Here is a 20,591-nt window from a genome sequence, read left to right as displayed (position 1 = left end):
TCGGGTAACATCGTCAACATAGTGTCACCTATGTCTCCCGACAAGTGTCACCCATGTGTCCCGGCCAAACAGGCTTCGCCGCTCACGCGTTCAACCGGCGCGAGATCGGCCGGACCGGATTTTCATACGTGATTTGAACGCGTGGACGGCGGAGCCGTCCACCCTACGTTATTTCAGGTAACGCTCGAACCACTCCACCGTCCGCCTGCGCTGGTCCAGCTGGTGCTCCGGCTTGCGGATCGCGTGCCCTTCCCCGTCGTAGATCACCAGCGTCGTCGGCGTGCCCATCGCGCGCAGGCCGTGCCAGAACTCCATCGACTGCACCGCCGGCGTTTCGACGTCGCGCTCGCCCACGTAGAGCAGGGTCGGCGTTTTCGAGTTCCTGATCGACTCGATCGGCGACGCCTTGCGGTACACGGCCGGGTCCTCGTACATGGTGGCGCCGAAGAAGGGCACCATCCACTGGTCGATGCCGTTCTGGCCGTAATAGCTGATCCAGTTGGCGATGCCGGCGCCGGCCACCGCGGCCTTGAAGCGGGTGCTGTGGGTGACGCCCCACATGGTCATGAAGCCGCCGTAGGAATGGCCCATCAGTCCCAGGCGCGCGCCGTCGACCGGCGCCACCGCCAGCGCCGCGTCGACCCCGGCCAGGATGTCGCGCCAGTCGCCGCCGCCGAAGTCGCGCCGGTTGGCCTGGGTGAAGGCCAGGCCCTGGCCGAAGCTGCCGCGCGGGTTGGGCTGGAACACGAAATAACCGCGTTCGACCAGCTCGCGCACCAGAGGGAAGCCGAATTCGCCGCTGGCCACGAAGCGCGGCATCGCCGCCGACGCCGGCCCTCCGTGCACGATCACCACCATCGGGTGCTTGCTGCCGGGGCGCACTTCGCGCGGTCCGATCAGCCAGCCCTGGCTGCGCAAGCCCTCGTTGGTCCAGCCGATGCTGCGCGCCAGCACCTGCGGCGCAAAGCCCTCGTTGTCGCGGGTCACGGCTCTCAGTTCCGGCAGGCGTCCGGCGACAATCCGCGGCGCCGTCTCGTAGGTCTCCATCACCGACACCGCGCTGCTGCCGTCGCGGCTGAAGACGATGCGGCCGTCGCGCGAGCCGTTCGCCCCGACCGCGCCCGACCACAGGGTGCGCGCGGTGTGGGCCGCGGGGTCGACCGCGACCACCGCCATCTCGGCGCCCTGCAGGCTCGACGCCAGCAGTTGCGTGCCCTGCCAGGCCAGGCCGTTGAACGAGCCGGCATAGCCGGGCGTCACGTTGACCGGCTCGCCGCCGGCGAGCGGCACCGTGAAGAGGTCGCCGCCGACCGAGCCGAAGTCGCTCATCAGGCCGCCGACGAACGCGACCGTGCGGCCGTCGGGCGACACGTGCGGCAGGCTGAGCTGCATCTTCGGCGCCGCCACGATGCGCAGCGCGCCGCTGGCGGCATCGATGTGGCCGAGCGTGGCCACCCACCAGTTGTTGTCGCCATTGCCCTGCGCGCTGGTCGCGATGAAGCCCTTGCCGTCGGGCGTCCAGTCGTATTCGTAGACAAAGCTGTCGGCCGGCGAAACCAGGCGCAGCTGGCCGCCGGCGGCGGGAACCACGGCGATGCGCTGGGCATCGTCGCTCACGCCGATCTCGCCGACCTGGCGCGCGCCCGCTTCCACGGCGCCGGTCTGCTTGGTGGCGCCGACCGTGGCCAGCAGCGCGATGCTGGCGCCGTCGGGCGACCAGCGCGCCGTGTTGGCCACGCCTTTCACGGCCCCGAGCGGCGTCGTCTTGCCGGCGCGCGCCACCCACAGCGTCGCGACCGCGCCCAGCGGGTCGGAAGCGATGAAGGCAAGCGCCTCGCGGTCGGGCGACCAGGTCGGGAAATCGTAGGAACAGCTGGCGCAGGGATCGTATTCGGCGCTGATCTTGCCGCTGGCGGCGTCGCGCACGACGATACGCCCGTGCGGCCGGCGGCCGGGCGTGCCAGTATCCACCGCCTCGATCGCGGCGATCCGCTCGCCGCCGGCACTGATCGCCACCGCCCGGTATTCGCGCATCTGCGCCGCCTCGGCGCCCGCGGCGGCCGGGCTCGGTGTCAGGGTCAGTGCCAGCGGTAATGCCAATGCGGCGCCCGCTGCCACGCGGCCCCATGCTTGATCTACTACTCTCATCCGTTCTCCTCCTGGTCGGCGGCCTCGTTGCGGGCCAGCTCATGGTTAATTTTGCCAGGGGCAGTCTACGCGGATTCGGATGCGTCTGGTGCGCAACAAAATCGATGCAGCATGGGTAATCTTGCCTAGATGCATGAAATTCGGTGGCAGATAGTTGACGCACCGCTAGACTGCAAGTTCAAACTGGGCAGGAGTTGAGGATGATTTACAAGGACTGCGATAACAAGGAAGCGGTGGTCACGATCCTGCAGCGGATGCTGGCGCTGGCCGGTCCCGACAAGCGCGCGCTGATCGAGCGCCAACTGCGCACCATGCGCGCCGGGATCAGGGGCGAGCGCGACGCGGCCTGGCTGATCGATTCCTACCTGAAGGACGCCACCCGGACCGCGGTCGTGCACGACCTGCGGCTCGACTCCGGCGCCGGCGACGGCAAGGCGGCGCAAATCGACCACCTGCTGATCCAGCGCACGCGCCGCTTCCACCTGCTCGACACCAAGCAGTTCTCGCAGGGCGTGAAGATCACCGACGAGGGCCAGTTCCTGCGCTGGAACGAATCCGCAAAAAGCTGGGACCCCGTGCCCTCGCCGCTGCTGCACAACGAACACAACCGGGCGGTGCTGCGCCGCACGCTCGAGACACTGGGACTGGGCGACTGCCCGATCGAATCCTGGGTGCTGGTCGCCCCGCATGCGCGCATCGAACGGCCGCGCCGCTTCGATACGGCGCGCGTCATGCGGGCCGACCAGTTCATCGAAAAAATGAACAAGTCGCTCGAGGGCGTGCCGGCGCTCGCCGCGGCCGGCCTGCTGCGCAGCGGCCTGGTCGATTCGATCGGCGACATCGCCAACAAACTGGCCGCGCTGCATTGCCCGTCCACCACCGATTACATGGCGCGCTTCGGGGTCGCGCATGAAGCGCAGCCGGCGAATTCACCAACTGCGCCACCGGCTGCAGCAGCAGCGGCGCCGGCAGCGGCGAAGGCGGTCGCGCTGGCCGACGCATGCCAGGACGAGGACCAGGCCGCGGAGCCGGCGCCAGCTTTGCCCGCTGCAGCGCCGGCCGCCTGCGGCGCCTGCGGCAGCGCCCTGCTGGCGCTCCAGCACGGGCGCTTCGGCTATTACTTCCGCTGCGCCGGCTGCGGCGGCACGACGCCGGCCGAACTGGGATGCGGCACGCCCGGCCACAAGGAAGTCCTGCGCAAGGAAGGAACGCGTTTTTACCGCGAGTGCGGCGGCTGCGGCAGCAGTTCCCTCTACTTCAGCAACGCGGAGTAGGCGCGCCGGGCCGCGCCGGGCGCATGGTTCAGGCCCTGGCGGCCGACAGCATGCGCTCGACGTAGCGCGCGATCAGGTCGATTTCCAGGTTGACCTTGGAACCCGCATGCAGGTGCTTGAGGGTCGTGACCTCGATCGTGTGCGGGATCAGGTTGATCGAAAAACGGCACAGCTTCGCGCCGCCCTGCACCAGGTCCTCGACGCGGTTGACGGTCAGCGAGACGCCGTTGACGACCACCGAGCCTTTATAGGCGAGGAATTTCGCCAGCTCGTGCGGCGCGTCGATGACGAGCTCGCGCGATTCGCCCACGGCCTCGAAGCTATGCACCGTGCCCAGGCCGTCGACGTGGCCCGACACCAGGTGGCCGCCCAGGCGCTCGGCCAGCGTCAGCGCCTTTTCCAGGTTGACTTCGCCCGCGGCGTCCAGGCCCACGGTCTTGCTCAGGCTCTCGCGCGAGACGTCGACCGCGAAACTGCTGTCGGTCTTGGCGACCACGGTCATGCAGGCGCCGTTGATGGCGATCGAGTCGCCCAGCACGACGTCGGCCAGCGGCAGGCCGCCGGCATCGATCTCGAGGCGCACGCCGGCGTCCTCGCTGCCGGCCAGCGGCGAGACGGAGTTGATCTTGCCGACTGCGGCGACGATTCCAGTAAACATACGGTTTATCCTTATTTCGATTCTGTCGTGGTGAAGCGTGCCAGGATGCGCAGGTCGCTGCCGACCTGGCTCACGGCGTGAAAACGCAATACGATCCTGTCGGCCAGGCTGGCGAGCGGCGGCAGCGCGAACATGCCCTGCCCGGCGCCGACCAGGCTCGGGGCCAGGTAGACCAGCAGCTCGTCGACGCAGCCCTCGCGCACCAGCGACGCGTTCAGCTTGGAACCCGCCTCGACGTGCACTTCGTTGATCTCGCGCCGGCCCAGTTCAAGCATCAGCGCCGGCAGGTCGACCTTGCCGCCGGCGTTCGGCAGCAGGATGACTTCATGGCCGCGCGCCTGCAGCATGGCCTGCTTGCCGGGGTCGGGCACGGCCGCCACGATCCAGCAGGGCGCGCCCTGCAGGATGCGCGCGGCGGGGTCGATCTCGAGCCGGCTGTCGACGATCACGCGGCGCGGCTGGCGCGCCGCGGGGCCCATCTCGATCCCGCGCACGGTCAGCTGGGGATCGTCCGCCTTGACGGTGCCGATGCCGGTCAGGATGGCGCAGGCACGGGCGCGCCAGGCATGGCCGTCGGCGCGGGCCTCGGGTCCGGTGATCCACTGGCTCTCGCCGCTCTCGAGCGCCGTCATGCCGTCCAGGCTGGCCGCGGTCTTCAGGCGCACCCAGGGCCGGCCGCGCTGCATGCGCGAGAAAAAGCCGATGTTCAGTTCGTACGCGGCATCGGCCAGCAGGCCGGATGCGGTCTCGATCCCGGCCGCCTGCAACTGGGCCATGCCGCGCCCGCCGACCAGCGGGTTGGGGTCGCCCATGGCCGCCACCACCCGTTTCAAGCCGGCCTCGACCAGCGCGGTCGAACAGGGCGGCGTGCGGCCAAAGTGGCTGCAGGGTTCGAGCGTGACATAGGCGGTCGCGCCGCGCACGTCCTGGCCGCGCGCGGCGGCGTCGCGCAGCGCCTGGACCTCGGCATGGGCCTGGCCGGCGGGCTGGGTGTGGCCGGCGCCGATCACCTCGCCGTCGCGCACGATCACGCAGCCCACGCGCGGATTCGGCGCGGTGATATACATGCCTTTTGCGGCCCACTCCAGGGCCAGGGCCATGCCGTCGGTATCGGTCTTGATCTGCAAAGTCGCGCTCGTGCTCATGTTCGTTCATCGGGACGCGACTCAGGAAGGCGCCTCGGCGCCCTCGCAGTTGTCGTCGCGCGCCGGGTCGCAGGCACGCGCCCGGCCCAGCATGTTGATTTTAATACGGCGGATCGCCCCGCCGTAAAACAGCGTCAGCGTCCCCGGGCGCGCTGCCGCGCTGCTGGTGTCGCTGCAACTGCGCCCGGCGCCATTGTAGGCGATGTAATACGGCGGCGCAGGGCCGGCGAAGCCGAAGTCGAACGCGAACCCGCTCGCGAGCGGCCCGTGCACGGCGATGATCTCGTCGCCGGGGCCGGCCGCGCCGTCCTCGTCGCGGTCCGCGAACACGGTCCAGCCCTGCGCCCAGTCGCTTCCGGCCGGGTCGCGCGGGGCCAGCCGGATGCGCTCGTTGCGGGCAATCGCCTGGGCCCGCGCCAGCCCGATCGCCTCGATCAGGTCGCTGGTGGCGCCGCGCAGTTGCTGGGCGCGCAGCAGCGCGTTCAGGTCGGGCAAGGCGACGGCCAGCAGCGCCGCGCCGATGGCCAGCACGGCCAGCAGCTCGACCAGGGTGAAGCCGGGCCGGCGGCGCCTCATGGCCAGCAACGCCGCCCGCCGGCGCCATGCTCGCCCGTGCTCGACAGCGTCAGGGTGCCGCATTCGGGGTCGCGAAAACGCGCGTCGACGTGCGCGGTGCCGGGCCGCGCACTGAGCTGGACGCAGTCGCGCAGCGCGCTGCCGGGGCAGGCCTCGGCCTCGAGCTCATAGGCGCTGCCCTGCGCATCGCTGCCGGACCACCAAGGCAGTCCCTCGACCGGTGCCGCGCGCGAGAAAGCCACATAGCTGTGGTGCAGCGCGCGGTGGTGCTCCTGCTGCAGCATGGCGTTCATCAGCGCCACCTGCCCCTCGGCGCGGCGCGCCTTGATCACATAAGCGCTATAGGCGGGATAGGCGAGCGCCGCCAGCACCGACAGGATGGCCAGCACCACGACCAGTTCGACCAGGGTAAAACCGCTGCGGCGCAACATCGTGTTCTCCTCGTTGAAGTCGTTGTCAGGAACCAGGAAATGTTTCAAGAAGCAGCCCGGTGCAGCTCGGGCCAGTTGGCGATCTCGCGCCAGCCGAGGCGGCGGCCGGCAGTGCCGCCCTGCCCCGATGCACGCTCGTAGTAGCCCTGCAGGACCACGACGGTGGCGGCATCGGCGCCGAAACCGATGGCGGTGATCCGGTAGCGCGGCTGGCTGCCCGGCAGCAGCTCGATCAGGTAGCGCGGCAGGCGCGCCGGCAGCAGGCCGGCGCCGGTCGGCAGCGCGCGCCCGCTGAAACGGCCGTATTCGACGGCGCGCTCGCCCGCCAGGTCGGTCGCCTGCCAGACGGGAGTACCCTGCGCCGCCTCGGCGCGGCACAGCCCGCTGCGCTCGGCGCGGCCGGTGCAGCGTTCCATGAAGGCGCCGGCGTCGTGGGCGGCGAAGATCGCGGAGCGCGCCGAGGTGGGCCCGGCCGCGCCGTCGATGTCGCGCTCGGCGTCGCGCAGCGCCGCCTCGGCTGCGGCGAACGCGATGTGGCGGTCGCGCTCCGAACGGGCCGCCTTCGCCGCCGACAGCGCGGCGCGCGTGCTCGACAGCGACATCATGAGGACGGCGAGCATCAGGAACAGCACGGTGGCGAGGGCCGCGCCCCGCTGGCGGCCTGGCGGCGAGTAAGGCATACGGCGTCCTAGTCGCGCGGCGCGCCGAGCGCGAACACGGCTTCCACGAGGCGCCGTGCGGGCGCCCGCCTTGCGCCGTCCAGCTCGCTTGAAGAGAGGCGCGTTCCCGGATCCGCCGCGCCCTGCGCGTCGGCATACGCGGGCCCGAACAGGAAATAAGCGCCCGGCTGCACGGCCGCGGGGGACGGCCGCTCGCCGTGCAGCAGGAGCGCGACCCGCACGCTGGCGACGCGCTTCCACCAGGTTTTCTTGTTGCGTTCGGCCTCGGCGGCGCCCGCCACTCCAAGGTCGGCGTCGAGCGCGGCGACGGCGCTGGCGTTCAGGTAGCGGTTCGGGATGCCGTCGCGCGGCGTGTCGGTGTCGATCCCGTACAGCACCTGGAAACCGTCGACGCCCTTGACGATGGCGTCGGCGTTCCAGTTGCCGGCGCCGCGGTACTTGCAGCGCAGTTCGGCTTCGCCGTCGGCATTCCGGGCGACATAGAAAATGCTCCAGCCTTCCTCGGCTTCGTGCCTGGCGAATCCGGCGCAGTCGAGCACGCTGCCGTCGCCGTCGGGGGCGCGGCCGGCGCCGGGATAGCGCACGGCCAGCACATCGCTGCCGTGGATGGCCTCGGGCAGCGCGGCAGCGATTCCGGCGCTGGACTTCCCCAGCGTACGGGCGTCGAGCCCCGCGATCGGCGCGGGCGCGGCCGGATCCGGCAAGGCCGGGCCGGGCCGGGCCCAGGCCACGGGACTTCCCTGGCGCAGCGCGCGGCCGACGAGTGCGAGCGCATAGCGGCCGCTGTCGTCGAGCTCGACCGCGTCCGCATGCGCGGCCTGGGCCCGGCTGGCACCGGCCAGCAGCTGCGCGGCCGCCAGCAGCACGCCGAGGCTTGCCGCGAGCGCCACCAGCAGCTCGACCAGGCTCATGCCGCGCGCCGCGCGCGCGTTCATCCGGCTACCACCATCACCAGGACCGGCAGCGCCGCGCGTGGCGGCATGCCGGAGCCGGCCCACGGGCGCCAGCCGATCTTGACGACGACCGGCGCCGCGGCGCCGCCGGCGCAGTCCCAGCCGGACAGCGCGAGCCCGGCATCGAGCTCGCGGCAGACCGCGATGCGCCCGCCCGGGAAGCCCGTGTAGACCGCGCGTTCGAGTTCGTGGATGTCGAAGCGCGCCAGCTGCGCGCTGTCGCAGCTGCTGCCGGCGAAGCAGTGCACGGGCGGGTCGGCCGGCGCGCCGGCGGCGCCGTCGTAGTCGAGCTGGAGGTATGGATTGGCGGCGTCGGGCAAGGCCATCTGCGCCGGGTTGACGCGCATGCGCGCCGCCAGCGAGGCGGCCAGCGCCACCGCGTCCGATTCGAGCGCCGCCTGCTGGCGCAGCCTGCTGCTCGCGGCCTGGGTGGCGGCCGCGCCGAGCACGCCGACGGCCAGCACGAACAGCGCGACCAGCACTTCGATGAGGGACAGGCCGGCGCAGGGCGCCAGGCGGGAACACGGCACGGATACCTCCACAGTCAGGCGCACGATTGCGCGAGCTGCGAAGTTATCAGCGCACTAAAGGATGAGGCTGCGGTGGCTCAAGCGTGCGCCGGGCGGCGGTTTATTTTTGCGGATGGCCGACTTCGGCGAGGGCCTGCTGGAACTCGGCCAGGTCCTTGAAGTCTTTATAGACGGAAGCGAAGCGGATATAGGCGATCTCGTCGAGGCGCTTGAGTTCCTGCATGACGAGCTCGCCCACATGGCCGGTGTCGACTTCGCGCCGGCCGCTGGTGAGCAGTTTTTCCTCGATCGAGGCGACGGCGGCGTCGATCGCCTCGGCCGACACCGGGCGCTTCCTCAGCGCCAGCATCAGGCTGCCGCGCAGCTTGCTGGACGCAAATTCGGTACGGCTGCCGTTCTTCTTGACGATGATCGGCATCGACAACTCGACCCGTTCATAGGTGGTGAAGCGTTTGTCGCACTGGACGCAGCGACGCCGGCGCCGGATGGCGTCGCCCTCCTCGGATGCGCGTGTATCGAGGACCTGGGTGTCTTCATGCTGGCAGAACGGACATTTCATGGCGTAATAATAAAGCAAAAAGGACCGGGCACCCGACTCGTCGGGTTCCCGATCCCTTGCGGTGTTACCTTGATTTCAACGACTGGGTAGCGCTACCCGCTCAGGCAGCGCTCAAGCAGCGCTCAGGCAGCATAAACCGGGTACTTATCGGTCAGCACTTTCACTTCCGCCTTGACGCGCTCGATGGTCGCGGCGTCGTGCGGATTGTCCAGCACGTCGGCGATCAGGTGGCCGACCTTGGTCGCGTCTTCTTCCTTGAAACCGCGGGTAGTGAAGGCCGGGCTGCCCAGGCGGATGCCCGAGGTGACGAAAGGCTTCTGCGGGTCGTTCGGGATGCCGTTCTTGTTGCAGGTCATGTGTGCCTGGCCCAGGATCGCTTCCGCTTCCTTGCCCGTCAGGCCCTTGGCGCGCAGGTCGACCAGCATCACGTGCGACTCGGTACGGCCGGAGACGATACGCAGGCCGCGCGCGATCAGGGCCTCGGCCAGCGCCTTCGCGTTCTTCACCACTTGCTGCTGGTAAGCCTTGAATTCCGGCGACAGCGCTTCCTTGAAGGCGACGGCCTTGCCGGCGATGACATGCATCAGCGGGCCGCCCTGGATGCCCGGGAAGATCGCCGAGTTGATCTGCTTCTCGAACTCGGCCTTCATCAGGATGATGCCGCCGCGCGGGCCGCGCAGCGATTTGTGGGTGGTCGAGGTGACGAAGTCGGCGTACGGCACCGGGTTCGGGTATTCGCCGGCCGCGATCAGGCCGGCGTAGTGCGCCATGTCGACCATGAAGTAGGCGCCGACTTCCTTGGCGACCTTGGCGAAGCGCTCGAAGTCGATCTTCAGCGCGAAGGCCGAGGCGCCCGCGATGATCATCTTCGGCTTGTGCTCGCGCGCCAGGCGCTCCATCTGCTCGTAGTCGATGTCTTCCTGCTCGGTCAGGCCGTAGGAAACGACGTTGAACCATTTACCGGACATGTTCAGCGCCATGCCGTGGGTCAGGTGGCCGCCTTCGGCCAGCGACATGCCCATGATGGTGTCGCCTGGCTTGAGCATGGCGAAGAACACGCCCTGGTTCGCCTGCGAACCCGAGTTCGGCTGCACGTTGGCCGCTTCGGCGCCAAACAACTGCTTGACGCGGTCGATCGCCAGTTGCTCGGCGACGTCGACGTACTCGCAGCCGCCGTAGTAGCGCTTGCCCGGATAGCCTTCGGCGTACTTGTTCGTGAGCTGGGAGCCCTGGGCTTCCATCACGGCCGGCGAGGTGTAGTTCTCGGACGCGATCAGCTCGATGTGATCTTGCTGACGGGTGTTTTCTTTCTGAATGGCGCCCCACAATTCCGGGTCAACCTTGGCCAGCGTGTGATCTTTTGCAAACATGAACAAACTCCAATCGATAAGAGAACCGGACAACGGCAGTGTTGGATCGGCAAGAGGGCCAGGAAGCAGCCAGCCGCGACGCAACGAATGCACGCGAACCATTGTCGGCTGCCCAGGCGAACGGCGGATGAAATCTCACGTTCCCCGGTGGGACTCCACCTTTTCCGCATCGCATCCGACGCGGTTTTCGCCAGTTACGTGAGAGGTAAATGGACTCAGGATTGTATGTGAACTGTCCGCTTAGAGCAAGGCAAGGCCTGCCAGGCTGGCAACTGCCCCGAGCGGCCGGGCAAGATGGTCGTTTCGGCTACAATCATGGGGCTTCTGCCAACCGAGGAACCCCATCATGATCGTTTTCATTACCGGCGCATCGGCCGGTTTCGGCGCCGAAATGGCGCGCACTTTCGTCCGCAACGGCCACCAGGTCGTCATGGCCGCGCGCCGCAGGGAACGCCTCGATGCGCTGGCGGCAGAGCTCGGCGAATCGGCGCTGCCGGTCGAAATGGACGTGACGAGCAAGGCGTCGATCGACGAAGCGCTGGCCCTGCTGCCGCAGTCCTGGCGCCAGATCGATGTCCTCATCAACAATGCCGGCCTGGCGCTCGGCACCGCCCCGGCCCACGAAGCGCCGCTCGACGACTGGGAAACCATGATCGCAACCAATTGCCAGGGCCTGGTGACGATGACGCGCGCCCTGCTGCCGGCGATGGTCGAGCGCGGCAGCGGCCTGGTGATCAACCTCGGCTCGGTGGCCGGCCACTACCCCTACCCCGGCGGTAACGTCTACGGCGCAACCAAGGCCTTCGTGGAACAGTTCACCCTGAACCTGCGTGCCGACCTGATCGGCACCGGCGTGCGCGCCACCAACATCGCCCCGGGCCTGTGCGGCGGCACCGAATTCTCGAACGTGCGCCTCAAGGGCAACGACGCGGCAGCGGCCAAGATCTACGAAGGCACTACGCCCCTGACGGCAAAGGACATCGCCGAGACCGCCTACTGGATCGCCACCCTGCCGCCGCACGTGAACGTCAACAGCATCGAACTGATGCCGACCTGCCAGGGATTCTCGCCGTTCGCCATCAAGCGCACCTGAGGTGCGCAAGGTGGACACCGATTTCCGGCGGCAACACAGCGTACGCCGCGGATTCAATAATTGTGAGAAAGTGTTACAGTTATTGTCCCGATAGCGTTGTCTCTCGTCTACTGTTGCCTGCCTGAAGGCTGGGCAAGGCATCCGGCTGCCTGCCTCGGCCGGATGTTCGTTCGCGGACAGCTACGCAGATAGCGTAAAATGTTTCCAACAATCATTTTTGGCAGAGTGACATGCCTTCCGTTTTCACCTGGGCAGTACGGGTCTACTACGAGGACACGGATGCCGGCGGCATCGTGTTCTACGCGAATTACCTGAAATTTTTCGAGCGCGCGCGCACCGAATGGCTGCGCGCCGCCGGCGTCAGGCAGCAGGAACTGATCGATCGCGACGGCGTGGCCTTTGTGGTGCGCAGCGCCAGCATCGACTACCACGCGCCGGCACGCCTCGACGACGAGCTGACCCTGACCCTGTCGATCGAAAAACTCGGCCGCGCCTCGGTGCAGTTCGTCCAGCAAGCCTGGTGCGGCGAGCGCTTGCTGGCCGCCGCCAGCGTCAAGGTCGGCTGCGTCGATATCGCCACGGTGCGCCCGCGCTCGCTCCCAAGCGATGTGGCTGATAAAATGCGTGCCGCTTGATCCATTCAACAATATTGCACAACAGATGACACCGACCCACGACCTTTCCTTCCTCGCCCTCATCAGCAACGCGCACATCCTCGTGCAGCTCATCATGCTGTTGCTGCTCGTGCTGTCGGTAGTAAGCTGGTCGTACATCTTCCGCAAGATTTTCGCAATCCGCGCCGCGCGCCGCCAGACCGAGCAGTTCGAACGCAGTTTCTGGGCCGGCGGCAACCTGCATACCCTGCACCAGTCCGCCTCCGCCCAGCGCGAGCAAAGCGGCCCGCTGGCACGCATCTTCGAAGCCGGCATGGGCGAGTTCATCAAGGGCAAGCAGGCCTCGCGCGATGCCCTCGACATGGGCGCCGTCCTCGACGGTTCGCGGCGTGCCATGCGCGCCGCCTTCCAGCGCGAGCTCGACGGCCTGGACCTGCACCTGAACTTCCTGGCCTCGGTCGGTTCGGTATCGCCCTACATCGGCCTGCTGGGCACGGTCTGGGGCATCATGAACGCCTTCCGCGGTCTCGCCAGCGTGCAGCAGGCAACCCTGGCCATCGTCGCGCCCGGCATTGCCGAAGCGCTGATCGCCACCGCCATCGGCCTGTTCGCGGCGATTCCGGCAGTCGTGGCATACAACCGCTTCACCCACGACATCGACCGCCTCGCTACCCGCTTCGAGAGCTTCGTCGAGGAATTCTCGAACATCCTGCAGCGCCAGTCGCGCTGATCGGAGGACGGATCATGGCCTTTTCCAGCAGCATGCGCGGCGGACGCCGCAGCAAGTTCAAGTCCGAAATCAACGTCGTGCCCTACATCGACGTGATGCTGGTGCTGCTCATCATCTTCATGGCGGTGCCGGCCAACCAGACGCCGAACGTGGTCAACCTGCCGAGCGCGGAAAAATCCGCCCTGCCGCCGGACACCTACATCCACATCACCGTCAAGCCCGACGCCACGCTGTCGATCGGCGTGGCCGGCAAGGAAACCGTCGCCGCGGAGTCGATGCCGAACCGCGCCGCCCTGCTCGCCCGCCTGCGCGAACTGCACGGCGACAATCCGGATTACCCGGTGATGATTTCCGGCGACCGCGACAGCAAGTACGCGGAAGTCATCGAGTTGATTTCCGAATCGAAAAAGTTAGGAATTAATCGCGTCGGCCTCGCCACGCAGTAATCAGCAATGTCCGCAACCAAGCCAGCTACCCACGGTGCCCCGTACACGGTGCCGCCCGAACCGAACCGCTTGCCCGCCATCCTGCTGGCGCTGGCGGTGCACGCCGCGTTGCTGGCGTTCCTGTGGGTCGGCATCAGCTGGCAGAACACCGAGCCGCCGGCCGTCGAAGCCGAGGTATGGGACATGAAGGTGCAGTCGGCCGCCCCGCCGCCGCCGCCGCCACCGCCGCAAGAAGTGGTGGAGCCGGAGCCGCGTCCGGAGCCGACGCCGGTGCCGCCGCCGCCCGTGCCCAAAGTGGCCGAGCCGGAGCCGGTCAAGCCGGCCCCGCCCGACATCAACCTGGAACGCGAAAAGAAGCTCGCGGAACAGAAGAAGCAGCGCGAGCTGCTCGAAAAGCGCGAGCTGGAAAAGAAAGAGCGCGAACGCGAGCTGGCCGAGCTGAAGAAGAAGGAAGAGGCGAAGAAACTCGCCGAGCAGAAGGAGCTCGAGAAGAAAGAACTCGAAAAGAAAGAACTCGAAAAGAAAGAACTCGAAAAGAAGGCGCTGGAGAAAAAGCTCGCCGCCGAGAAGGCGGAAGCCGACAAGAAGAAGCTGGCCGCCGAAAAGGCCGCCAAGGCGAAGGCCGAGGCTGCCGAACAGGCCAAGCTCGACAAGCTGCGCGACCTCGAGCTCAAGCGCATCACGGGCGCGGCCGGGGCCAGTGCGGGCGACGCCCAGAAATCGAGCGCACCGAAGGTCGACGCCGGCTATGTCGGCAGGCTGACCGCCCTCATCAAAAGCAACACGAACTTCACCGGCAGCACCGACGTGCCTGGCAATCCGAAAGCCGTGTTCAAGGTCGAGCAACTGCCGACCGGCGAAATCCTGTCGGTGCGCCTGACCAAGAGCAGCGGCGTGCCGCAGTTCGATGAAGCGGTGGAGCGTGGCATTAACAAATCGTCACCACTTCCAAAGAAGAAAGATGGTACGGTGGAGCGCAACCTCGTGGTCAATTTCTCCATGAAAGACCTGGACTGATCGCAGCTGAACAATCTTTGCCGAGAAAAGAACGCATGAAAAAACTTCATATCCTGTTATTTTCCGCCTCCCTCATGATGGGATCGGCGGCCAATGCCCAGCTACAAGTGGAAATTGCCGGCGTCGGCAGCAACCAGATCCCGGTCGCGGTCGCCGCTTTTGCCGACGAAGGTATCGCCCCGGCCGACATCTCGGACATCGTGCGCGCCGACCTCGAGCGCAGCGGCGTGTTCAAGGTGATCGACGCCGGCCAGGTCATCAGCGACAGCGCCAGCATCGACCCGAGCGCCTGGAAGGCGCGCGGCGCCGATGCCCTGGTGGTCGGCAGCGTGCAGCGCCAGCCGGACGGCCGCTTCGCCGTCCGCTACAAGCTCTACGACACGGTCAAGGGCAGCCAGCTGTCCCAGCTGGGCGGCGAAGTGCAGCCGAAATACACCCGCCTGCAGGCGCACCGCATCGCCGACGACGTCTATGAAAAGCTGACCGGCGTGCGTGGCATCTTCTCGACCCGGATCGCCTACGTGAAGGAAAACCGCGCCGGTCGCCAGTACGCGCTGGCAGTGGCCGACGCCGACGGCGAGAACGAGATCATCGCCGTCAGCGGCCGCGAGCCGATCATTTCCCCGTCGTGGTCGCCCGACGGCGGCAAGGTGGCCTACGTGTCCTTCGAAGACCGCAAGCCGGTCATCTACATGCAGGACCTGGTCTCCGGCAAGCGCCGCGTGATCGCCAACGAAAAAGGCAGCAACTCGGCGCCCTCGTGGTCGCCGGACGGCAGCAAGCTCGCCATCGCCCTGTCGAAGTCGGGCAGCTACCAGGTCTACAGCGTCAACGCCGACGGCTCCGGCCTGCGCCGCCTGTCGAATTCGAACGGCATCGATACCGAGCCGCAGTTCTCGGCCGACGGCCAGAGCATTTACTTCACCAGCGACCGCAGCGGCGGCCCGCAGATCTACAAGATGAGCGCCTCGGGCGGCCCTGCCACCCGTGTCACCTTCAACGGCAATTACAACATCAGCCCGCGTGTTTCTCCAGACGGCAAGACCCTGGCCTGGATTTCGCAGCGCGACGGCGGTTTCTCCCTTTACGCGAAAGACCTGGCCAGCGGCCAGGAGCTGCGCCTGGCCGATGGGGCCTCCGAACCGAGTTTTTCGCCGAACGGCAAGTACATCATGTACGCGAACAAAGGCGGCGGGCGTGCCTCGCTGGCCGTGGTATCGGTGGATGGACGGGTCAAGCAGCGCTTGAGCACGAAAGCGGGAAACATTCGGGAGCCCAGCTGGGGTCCCTTCATGAAGTAATGAAGCACAAGAAGTAAATCACCAACCAAGACCAGGAGAAAAAACCATGCGCAACGTTAAGAGTGTAAGTTTCATCATCGCCACTGCTGCCCTGCTCGCAGCCTGCAAGACCCCAGTCGCGACCACCCCGCCGCCAGTCGTCGAAAAGGCCCCTGAAGCCCCGGTCGCTACCGACGCCCGCGACGTCCGTCCAGTCGAAACCGCAACCGTCGACCCGCTGAACGATCCAAAGGGCGTGCTGGCCAACCGCAGCGTCTACTTCGACTTCGACAGCTATGTCGTGCGTGAAGACGGCAAGCCGGTCGTCGCCAACCACTCGCAGTACCTGAACCAGAACAAGGGCCGCAAGGTCCTGATCCAGGGTAACACCGACGATCGCGGCGGCACCGAGTACAACCTGGCCCTGGGCCAGAAGCGCGCCGAAGCCGTGCGCCGCTCGATGGCAGCGCTGGGCGTGGCAGAGAACCAGATGGAAGCGGTCTCGCTGGGCGAAGAAAAGCCGAAGGCAACCGGTTCGGGCGAAGCTGCCTGGGCGGAAAACCGTCGCGCGGACATCGTTTACCAGTAATCTGATCAGGACAGCTGAACGAGAGTTCTTAAGGCTGGCTTGATTGACAGCGGGGCGGGTGCAGTGCAGACTGCTACCGCCCCGTTTTTCAATCTGGAACACCGGTTTAGAAAGAGTACGACATGATGAAATTGTCCCCGTCCCGCTTTGCCCCCCTGCTGCTGGCGCTGATGCTGCCGCTGCAGGCGTCCGCCGGTCTGCTGGACGACGATGAGGCGCGCCGCGCCATCCTCGAACTGCGCGCCAAGGTGGATAACATCACGCGCGACCTCACCGCCCGTCTCGACGCCAAATCGGACAAGACCGCCACGCTCGACATGCTCAATCACCAGGAGCAGATGCTGGCCGAAATCGCCAAGCTGCGCGGCCAGATCGAAGTGCTGGCCAACGAAGTGACCAAGGCCCAGAACAGCCAGCGCACCCTGTACGCCGACCTCGACGCGCGCATCAAGAAGCTCGAGCCGCGCCAGGAAACCATCGACGGCGAAACCGCCCAGGTGCTGCCGTCCGAAAAGCAGGCCTACGAGAGCGCAATGCAGGTATTCCAGAGCGGCGACTACAAGCGCGCCGCCGCTGCCCTGCAAGACTTCGTCAGGCGCTACCCCGAGTCGGCCTACGCCTCGAACGCCCAATACTGGCTGGGCAACGCCTACTACGCCCAGCGCGACTACAAGAACGCGATCGCCGCCCAGGAAGTCGTCACCACCACCTACGCCAACAGCGCCAAGGCCCCGGACGCGATGCTCAACATCGCCACCAGCTATGCCGAGCTGAAGGATAAAGTGAAAGCCAAGAAGACGCTGCAGACCCTGGTCTCGAAGTTCCCCGGCACCCCTGCCGCCCAGTCGGCAAAAGACCGCCTGGCCGTCCTGAAATAAGGCCTCACAGCAACATCCAGGCGCTGCACGTTTGACAGCACGGCGGCAGCGCCCTATAATCTTGCTTCTTTCGGGTCGTTAGCTCAGCTGGTAGAGCAGCGGACTTTTAATCCGTTGGTCGCAGGTTCGAATCCCGCACGGCCTACCACGAATAAGTAAGAAGCCCACGCATTTCGGTGCGTGGGCTTTTTGCATTCCGGCGCCGCCATCCGCTCCGACTGCGCTTACTGCCTGGCGTACACCGTCCAGGCATCCAGGTCATACCCATTCTCGCTCTTGTGGCCGAGCATGCGCTTGACGGCCTGCTTCAGTTGGTAGACCGGCTTCGATGCGTTGCCCTAGCGGCGCAGGCGGGTCGTGCCGGGCTTTCTCGGCAAGACCTGGAACTTGCGGTGCAGGTTCCGGCTTGCCGCTGCGCGGTCGGCGTATTCGAAGATGCCGCCCGAGCCGGCGAACAGGATCTCGTTTCCGTAGCGTTCGGCCAGGCTGTTGCGCAGGTATTGCAGCCGTGTCGTGTACATGGCCCACCATTGCGCGCAAAAGCAGGGACCGCGCCGCCATGGGTCGGACAGCGTAGCGCGCTTCCCGGCCCATGCAGGCCGCATACCCAATCGTGCAGCTCAACTGTGCGTCATGCGCCACAGGTAAGCGCCCTGCACGCCCCTCCCCACATCGACGCGCACCTGCCGGCACCGGCTGCGATTCGGCAGGAAATCCTGTGGCAGAGAAATTTGATACATACGCGCAGCATTGTCGAACAGCGCCCGGTCCAAACCTCGGCAGGCTCCGTTACCACCAACTGTCGACAAAGGAGAAGACCATGCGCGCACTGCTTTGCCTTGCCCTCGTTCCGGCCGCCCTTGCCACGGCCGCCTTCGCCTCCGGCCCGATCAGCCGGGGCGATGCCATGGACCTGAAACGCGATATCGCAGGAGAGTACCGGCTCGAAAACGGCCGCGACGTCCGCCTGGCCCTGGTCGAGGACAGGCTCTACCTCGACCTGAACCGCCACTACCGCCGCGAAGTGGAACCCATCGCCGAGAACGTCCTGGCGTCGCGCGACGGCAGCCTGACGGTCCAGTACCTGCCGGATGGCCCGAGCGACCGGATCGTGATCCGCCATCCGGAACTGCCCGCGAACGCGCGGCTCGGGGAGCACAGCTGGCGCGGCCGATGAATGGTGGCCCGGCGCCCGGGCGCATCGAGCGCGTCCAGGCAGCCGTGCCCGTGCGCGCCGGCGCCTGCGGCCGCCGGCGCCGCGGCTTTGCCTTCCTGCGGAGCAACCCGTTTGCCTATAAAATGCTGCAACTAAATTAGGTATTACCCTTGTTTCCTAAAAGGCTGTCATGACCCTTCCCCTGCTGATCAACCTGGCCGCCGCCCTCCTCGGCTGCTTCCTTCTTTACCGGATGCAGGCGGCGCATGCGTCGTTCACGAAGCGCGTCTTCAGCGGCCTGGGCCTGGGCGTGCTGCTGGGCGCCGCCTTCCAGTTCTTCTACGGCGCGGGCTCGAACGAGGTGGCGCAGACCAATGCCTGGCTCGACGTGCTGGGCAGCGGCTATGTCAAGTTGCTACAGATGATCATCATCCCGCTGATCATGGTCTCGATCATCGGCGCCATCCTGAAGCTGCGCGATGCCGCCGCGCTCGGCAAGATCAGCGCGCTGACCATCGGCATCCTGATCGCCACCACCGCGGTGGCGGCCGTGATCGGCATCCTGATGGCCAAGCTGTTCGGCCTCTCTGCCGTAGGCCTGACTGCCTCCGCCGCCGAAGTCGCGCGCGGCGAATACCTGCAGGGCTCGCTGTCGACGGCGCAGGAGATTTCGCTGCCCTCGCTGCTGCTCTCCTTCATTCCGGCCAACCCCTTCCTCGACATGACCGGGGCCCGCAAGACCTCGACCATCGCGGTGGTGTTCTTCTCGGTGTTCGTCGGCATCGCCGCCACCGGCATCGCGGCCAAGAAGCCGAACGAATTCGCTTCGTTCAGCCATTTCGTGCAGGTCGCCCATACGATCGTGATGCGGATGGTGACGCTAGTGCTGCGCCTGACCCCGTACGGCGTGTTCGCGCTGATGACCAAGGTGGTGGCCGCTTCCAGCCTGCAAAGCATCGTCAACCTGCTCGGCTTCGTGCTCGCCTCCTACAGCGCCATCCTGCTGATGTTCTGCGTGCACCTGGCGCTGGTTGCCATCGCCGGCCTGCACCCGGCGCGCTACGTGAAGAAGATTTTCCCGGTGCTGGTGTTCGCCTTCACCTCGCGCACCAGCGCCGGCTCGATTCCGATGAGCGTGGCGACCCAGACCACGCGCCTGGGCACGCCCGAGGGCATCGCCAACTTCGCCGCTTCGTTCGGCGCCAACATCGGCCAGAACGGCTGCGGCGGCATCTATCCGGCCATGCTGGCCGTGATGATCGCGCCGACCGTCGGCATCGACCCGTGGACGGCCAGTTTCCTGCTGCCGCTGCTTGCCGTGGTCGTGTTCGGCTCGATCGGCGTGGCCGGCGTCGGCGGCGGCGCCACCTTCGCCGCGCTGATCGTGCTCTCCGCGCTCGACCTGCCGGTGGCGCTGGCGGGCCTCCTGATTTCGATCGAGCCGCTGATCGACATGGGCCGTACGGCGCTCAACGTCAGCGGTTCGATTACCGCCGGCACGCTCACCTCGCGCATCCTCGGCGAGACCGATATGCAGGTCTTTCATAGCGACGCGGAAATCACTCTGGACGCCGAGGAACACGCCACCTGAAGCCGCGCCACTGCTGATTGTTTGCGCACGGAATCGTGCGCGGACCCCCTGACGAATCCGTCTATGATGATGTCATGTCAACATCTACGACGGACAGCTAATGGAACAGAAGTGGCCACAGGAACTCTGGCTGGTCAGGCACGGGCAAAGTGCGGGCAACGTCGCGCGTGACGCGGCCGAGGCTGCTGCCGGGCACGAAATCGACATCGCCGAGCGCGACGTCGACGTGCCGCTGTCCGAGCTCGGCATCCGCCAGTCCGAAGCGCTGGCCTCCTGGTTCGCCAACCTGCCCGCGGACGAACGTCCGAACGTCGTGCTGCATTCACCCTATGTCCGCGCGGCCGAAACGGCGAAGGTCCTGATCCGCCGCCTCGAGCGCGATTCGCTGCTCGCGGTCAACGCCGACGAGCGCCTGCGCGAAAAGGAATTCGGCATCCTCGACCGCCTGACCACGCACGGCATCGCCCACAAATACCCCGAGCTGTATGCGCAGCGCCAGCACGTCGGCAAGTTCTACTTCCGCCCGCCCGGCGGCGAGAGCTGGTGCGACGTCATCCTGCGCCTGCGCAGCGTGCTCGACACGCTCTCGCGCGACTACTGCAACGAGCGCGTCGTGATCGTCGCGCACCAGGTCATCGTCAACTGCTTCCGCTACCTCATCGAGCGCCTCGACGAAGCGAGCATCCTCGCCTTCGACCGCGCCGGCGACGTCCCGAACTGCTCGGTCACCTCTTACCGCTTCGATGCCGAGGAAGGCAAGCACGGCGCCCTGGTGGTACGTCTCGTCAATTTCGTCGCGCCCCTCGAGGACAGCGGCACTCCGGTTACCGTCGGCAAAGACGTGCCGACGGCGCCCAAGGCGTGAGGCCGCCC

The 20,591-nt window shown here is 66.8% G+C and carries 24 protein-coding genes, 1 tRNA gene and 1 riboswitch; of the genes, 14 read left to right on the top strand and 11 right to left on the bottom strand.

Annotated features, from left to right (window positions below; all coding sequences use genetic code 11):
- Positions 1-168 precede the first annotated feature (168 nt).
- The gene (locus ACFPAH_RS21825; protein WP_379749566.1) at positions 169-2,148 is read right to left on the bottom strand and encodes a S9 family peptidase; all 1,980 of its coding nucleotides are present in this window, start codon (positions 2,146-2,148) and stop codon (positions 169-171) included.
- Between the two features lie 200 nt (positions 2,149-2,348).
- On the opposite strand from ACFPAH_RS21825, the gene ACFPAH_RS21820 reads away from it, so the two are divergent.
- Entirely contained in the window at positions 2,349-3,422 is a 1,074-nt protein-coding gene (locus ACFPAH_RS21820) for a nuclease-related domain-containing protein (protein WP_379749564.1), read from the top strand.
- 28 nt (positions 3,423-3,450) lie between these two features.
- On the opposite strand, the gene ACFPAH_RS21815 is transcribed toward ACFPAH_RS21820, so the two are convergent.
- The 9 genes from ACFPAH_RS21815 to glyA form a co-directional block, all read right to left on the bottom strand.
- Entirely contained in the window at positions 3,451-4,080 is a 630-nt protein-coding gene (locus ACFPAH_RS21815) for a riboflavin synthase (RefSeq protein WP_379749562.1), read from the bottom strand.
- A gap of 11 nt (positions 4,081-4,091) precedes the next feature.
- Positions 4,092-5,225 carry a bifunctional diaminohydroxyphosphoribosylaminopyrimidine deaminase/5-amino-6-(5-phosphoribosylamino)uracil reductase RibD gene (gene ribD / locus ACFPAH_RS21810; RefSeq protein ID WP_379749560.1) on the bottom strand — a complete coding sequence of 378 codons (1,134 nt, stop codon included), beginning with the start codon at positions 5,223-5,225 and terminating at the stop codon, positions 4,092-4,094.
- A gap of 21 nt (positions 5,226-5,246) precedes the next feature.
- Positions 5,247-5,801: a GspH/FimT family pseudopilin gene (locus ACFPAH_RS21805; protein ID WP_379749558.1), complete on the bottom strand. Its 555-nt coding sequence runs from the start codon at positions 5,799-5,801 to the stop codon at positions 5,247-5,249.
- Positions 5,798-6,280: a type IV pilin protein gene (locus ACFPAH_RS21800; RefSeq protein ID WP_379749556.1), complete on the bottom strand. Its 483-nt coding sequence runs from the start codon at positions 6,278-6,280 to the stop codon at positions 5,798-5,800. Before ACFPAH_RS21800 ends, ACFPAH_RS21805 begins: the two co-directional genes overlap by 4 nt.
- Positions 6,277-6,912 carry a pilus assembly PilX family protein gene (locus tag ACFPAH_RS21795; protein WP_379749554.1) on the bottom strand — a complete coding sequence of 212 codons (636 nt, stop codon included), beginning with the start codon at positions 6,910-6,912 and terminating at the stop codon, positions 6,277-6,279. The genes ACFPAH_RS21800 and ACFPAH_RS21795 overlap by 4 nt, the downstream gene beginning before the upstream one ends.
- An 8-nt stretch (positions 6,913-6,920) precedes the next feature.
- A complete protein-coding gene (locus ACFPAH_RS21790; RefSeq protein ID WP_379749552.1) occupies positions 6,921-7,847 on the bottom strand; it encodes a PilW family protein in 927 nt (308 codons plus the stop codon).
- Positions 7,844-8,395 carry a type IV pilus modification protein PilV gene (gene pilV, locus ACFPAH_RS21785; protein WP_379749550.1) on the bottom strand — a complete coding sequence of 184 codons (552 nt, stop codon included), beginning with the start codon at positions 8,393-8,395 and terminating at the stop codon, positions 7,844-7,846. The genes ACFPAH_RS21790 and pilV overlap by 4 nt, the downstream gene beginning before the upstream one ends.
- 100 nt (positions 8,396-8,495) lie before the next feature.
- Positions 8,496-8,954 carry a transcriptional regulator NrdR gene (nrdR, locus tag ACFPAH_RS21780; RefSeq protein ID WP_379749548.1) on the bottom strand — a complete coding sequence of 153 codons (459 nt, stop codon included), beginning with the start codon at positions 8,952-8,954 and terminating at the stop codon, positions 8,496-8,498.
- 122 nt (positions 8,955-9,076) lie between these two features.
- The gene (gene glyA / locus ACFPAH_RS21775; RefSeq protein WP_379749546.1) at positions 9,077-10,324 is read right to left on the bottom strand and encodes a serine hydroxymethyltransferase; all 1,248 of its coding nucleotides are present in this window, start codon (positions 10,322-10,324) and stop codon (positions 9,077-9,079) included.
- A 103-nt stretch (positions 10,325-10,427) separates the two neighbouring features.
- Positions 10,428-10,532, bottom strand: a riboswitch (ZMP/ZTP riboswitch).
- Between the two features lie 138 nt (positions 10,533-10,670).
- Here glyA and ACFPAH_RS21770 point away from each other — a divergent pair.
- The 9 genes from ACFPAH_RS21770 (at position 10,671) to ACFPAH_RS21730 (ending at position 17,119) form a co-directional block, all read left to right on the top strand.
- Positions 10,671-11,417: an SDR family oxidoreductase gene (locus ACFPAH_RS21770; protein WP_379749544.1), complete on the top strand. Its 747-nt coding sequence runs from the start codon at positions 10,671-10,673 to the stop codon at positions 11,415-11,417.
- A gap of 230 nt (positions 11,418-11,647) precedes the next feature.
- Entirely contained in the window at positions 11,648-12,052 is a 405-nt protein-coding gene (ybgC, locus tag ACFPAH_RS21765) for a tol-pal system-associated acyl-CoA thioesterase (RefSeq protein WP_379749542.1), read from the top strand.
- Positions 12,053-12,077: 25 nt separating this feature from the next.
- Entirely contained in the window at positions 12,078-12,761 is a 684-nt protein-coding gene (gene tolQ / locus ACFPAH_RS21760; RefSeq protein WP_379749540.1) for a protein TolQ, read from the top strand.
- A gap of 14 nt (positions 12,762-12,775) precedes the next feature.
- Entirely contained in the window at positions 12,776-13,207 is a 432-nt protein-coding gene (locus ACFPAH_RS21755) for a biopolymer transporter ExbD (protein ID WP_379749538.1), read from the top strand.
- Positions 13,208-13,213: 6 nt separating this feature from the next.
- A complete protein-coding gene (gene tolA, locus ACFPAH_RS21750) occupies positions 13,214-14,224 on the top strand; it encodes a cell envelope integrity protein TolA (RefSeq protein ID WP_379749536.1) in 1,011 nt (336 codons plus the stop codon).
- Positions 14,225-14,259: 35 nt separating this feature from the next.
- On the top strand, positions 14,260-15,525 hold the full coding sequence (tolB, locus tag ACFPAH_RS21745) for a Tol-Pal system beta propeller repeat protein TolB (RefSeq protein WP_379749534.1): 1,266 nt from the start codon (positions 14,260-14,262) through the stop codon (positions 15,523-15,525).
- A 46-nt stretch (positions 15,526-15,571) separates the two neighbouring features.
- A complete protein-coding gene (pal, locus tag ACFPAH_RS21740; protein ID WP_379749532.1) occupies positions 15,572-16,093 on the top strand; it encodes a peptidoglycan-associated lipoprotein Pal in 522 nt (173 codons plus the stop codon).
- Positions 16,094-16,215: 122 nt separating this feature from the next.
- Complete coding sequence (gene ybgF, locus ACFPAH_RS21735; protein WP_379749530.1) at positions 16,216-16,971, top strand: tol-pal system protein YbgF; 756 nt, start codon at positions 16,216-16,218, stop codon at positions 16,969-16,971.
- Between the two features lie 72 nt (positions 16,972-17,043).
- Positions 17,044-17,119, top strand: a tRNA-Lys gene (locus tag ACFPAH_RS21730).
- Between the two features lie 190 nt (positions 17,120-17,309).
- Here ACFPAH_RS21730 and ACFPAH_RS21725 read toward each other — a convergent pair.
- Entirely contained in the window at positions 17,310-17,492 is a 183-nt protein-coding gene (locus ACFPAH_RS21725) for a hypothetical protein (protein ID WP_379749528.1), read from the bottom strand.
- 299 nt (positions 17,493-17,791) lie between these two features.
- Between ACFPAH_RS21725 and ACFPAH_RS21720 the strand changes: the two genes are divergently transcribed.
- The 4 genes from ACFPAH_RS21720 to ACFPAH_RS21705 all read left to right on the top strand — a co-directional run bounded on the left by ACFPAH_RS21720 (position 17,792) and on the right by ACFPAH_RS21705 (position 20,583).
- Entirely contained in the window at positions 17,792-18,148 is a 357-nt protein-coding gene (locus ACFPAH_RS21720; RefSeq protein WP_379749526.1) for a hypothetical protein, read from the top strand.
- Positions 18,145-18,288 carry a hypothetical protein gene (locus ACFPAH_RS21715; RefSeq protein ID WP_379749524.1) on the top strand — a complete coding sequence of 48 codons (144 nt, stop codon included), beginning with the start codon at positions 18,145-18,147 and terminating at the stop codon, positions 18,286-18,288. The genes ACFPAH_RS21720 and ACFPAH_RS21715 overlap by 4 nt, the downstream gene beginning before the upstream one ends.
- Before the next feature lie 29 nt (positions 18,289-18,317).
- Positions 18,318-19,718 (top strand): L-cystine transporter, encoded by a 1,401-nt coding sequence (locus ACFPAH_RS21710; RefSeq protein WP_379749522.1) that lies wholly within the window; start codon positions 18,318-18,320, stop codon positions 19,716-19,718.
- 100 nt (positions 19,719-19,818) lie between these two features.
- The gene (locus ACFPAH_RS21705) at positions 19,819-20,583 is read left to right on the top strand and encodes a histidine phosphatase family protein (RefSeq protein WP_379749520.1); all 765 of its coding nucleotides are present in this window, start codon (positions 19,819-19,821) and stop codon (positions 20,581-20,583) included.
- The last annotated feature ends 8 nt before the right edge of the window (positions 20,584-20,591 follow it).

It is taken from the genome of Massilia sp. GCM10023247, assembly GCF_042653325.1.
Classification (GTDB): domain Bacteria; phylum Pseudomonadota; class Gammaproteobacteria; order Burkholderiales; family Burkholderiaceae_D; genus Telluria.
This window is presented reverse-complemented; position numbering and strand designations above follow the sequence as displayed.

What these genes read in the sequence shown, in the direction of transcription:
- ACFPAH_RS21825 (WP_379749566.1), bottom strand. Translation starts at nt 2,148, where the DNA reads ATGAGAGTAGTAGATCAAGCATGGGGCCGCGTGGCAGCGGGCGCCGCA.
- ACFPAH_RS21820 (WP_379749564.1), top strand. Translation starts at nt 2,349, where the DNA reads ATGATTTACAAGGACTGCGATAACAAGGAAGCGGTGGTCACGATCCTG.
- ACFPAH_RS21815 (WP_379749562.1), bottom strand. Translation starts at nt 4,080, where the DNA reads ATGTTTACTGGAATCGTCGCCGCAGTCGGCAAGATCAACTCCGTCTCG.
- ribD (WP_379749560.1), bottom strand. Translation starts at nt 5,225, where the DNA reads ATGAGCACGAGCGCGACTTTGCAGATCAAGACCGATACCGACGGCATG.
- ACFPAH_RS21805 (WP_379749558.1), bottom strand. Translation starts at nt 5,801, where the DNA reads ATGAGGCGCCGCCGGCCCGGCTTCACCCTGGTCGAGCTGCTGGCCGTG.
- ACFPAH_RS21795 (WP_379749554.1), bottom strand. Translation starts at nt 6,912, where the DNA reads ATGCCTTACTCGCCGCCAGGCCGCCAGCGGGGCGCGGCCCTCGCCACC.
- ACFPAH_RS21790 (WP_379749552.1), bottom strand. Translation starts at nt 7,847, where the DNA reads ATGAACGCGCGCGCGGCGCGCGGCATGAGCCTGGTCGAGCTGCTGGTG.
- nrdR (WP_379749548.1), bottom strand. Translation starts at nt 8,954, where the DNA reads ATGAAATGTCCGTTCTGCCAGCATGAAGACACCCAGGTCCTCGATACA.
- glyA (WP_379749546.1), bottom strand. Translation starts at nt 10,324, where the DNA reads ATGTTTGCAAAAGATCACACGCTGGCCAAGGTTGACCCGGAATTGTGG.
- ACFPAH_RS21770 (WP_379749544.1), top strand. Translation starts at nt 10,671, where the DNA reads ATGATCGTTTTCATTACCGGCGCATCGGCCGGTTTCGGCGCCGAAATG.
- ybgC (WP_379749542.1), top strand. Translation starts at nt 11,648, where the DNA reads ATGCCTTCCGTTTTCACCTGGGCAGTACGGGTCTACTACGAGGACACG.
- tolQ (WP_379749540.1), top strand. Translation starts at nt 12,078, where the DNA reads ATGACACCGACCCACGACCTTTCCTTCCTCGCCCTCATCAGCAACGCG.
- ACFPAH_RS21755 (WP_379749538.1), top strand. Translation starts at nt 12,776, where the DNA reads ATGGCCTTTTCCAGCAGCATGCGCGGCGGACGCCGCAGCAAGTTCAAG.
- tolA (WP_379749536.1), top strand. Translation starts at nt 13,214, where the DNA reads ATGTCCGCAACCAAGCCAGCTACCCACGGTGCCCCGTACACGGTGCCG.
- tolB (WP_379749534.1), top strand. Translation starts at nt 14,260, where the DNA reads ATGAAAAAACTTCATATCCTGTTATTTTCCGCCTCCCTCATGATGGGA.
- pal (WP_379749532.1), top strand. Translation starts at nt 15,572, where the DNA reads ATGCGCAACGTTAAGAGTGTAAGTTTCATCATCGCCACTGCTGCCCTG.
- ybgF (WP_379749530.1), top strand. Translation starts at nt 16,216, where the DNA reads ATGATGAAATTGTCCCCGTCCCGCTTTGCCCCCCTGCTGCTGGCGCTG.
- ACFPAH_RS21725 (WP_379749528.1), bottom strand. Translation starts at nt 17,492, where the DNA reads ATGTACACGACACGGCTGCAATACCTGCGCAACAGCCTGGCCGAACGC.
- ACFPAH_RS21720 (WP_379749526.1), top strand. Translation starts at nt 17,792, where the DNA reads ATGCGCGCACTGCTTTGCCTTGCCCTCGTTCCGGCCGCCCTTGCCACG.
- ACFPAH_RS21715 (WP_379749524.1), top strand. Translation starts at nt 18,145, where the DNA reads ATGAATGGTGGCCCGGCGCCCGGGCGCATCGAGCGCGTCCAGGCAGCC.
- ACFPAH_RS21710 (WP_379749522.1), top strand. Translation starts at nt 18,318, where the DNA reads ATGACCCTTCCCCTGCTGATCAACCTGGCCGCCGCCCTCCTCGGCTGC.
- ACFPAH_RS21705 (WP_379749520.1), top strand. Translation starts at nt 19,819, where the DNA reads ATGGAACAGAAGTGGCCACAGGAACTCTGGCTGGTCAGGCACGGGCAA.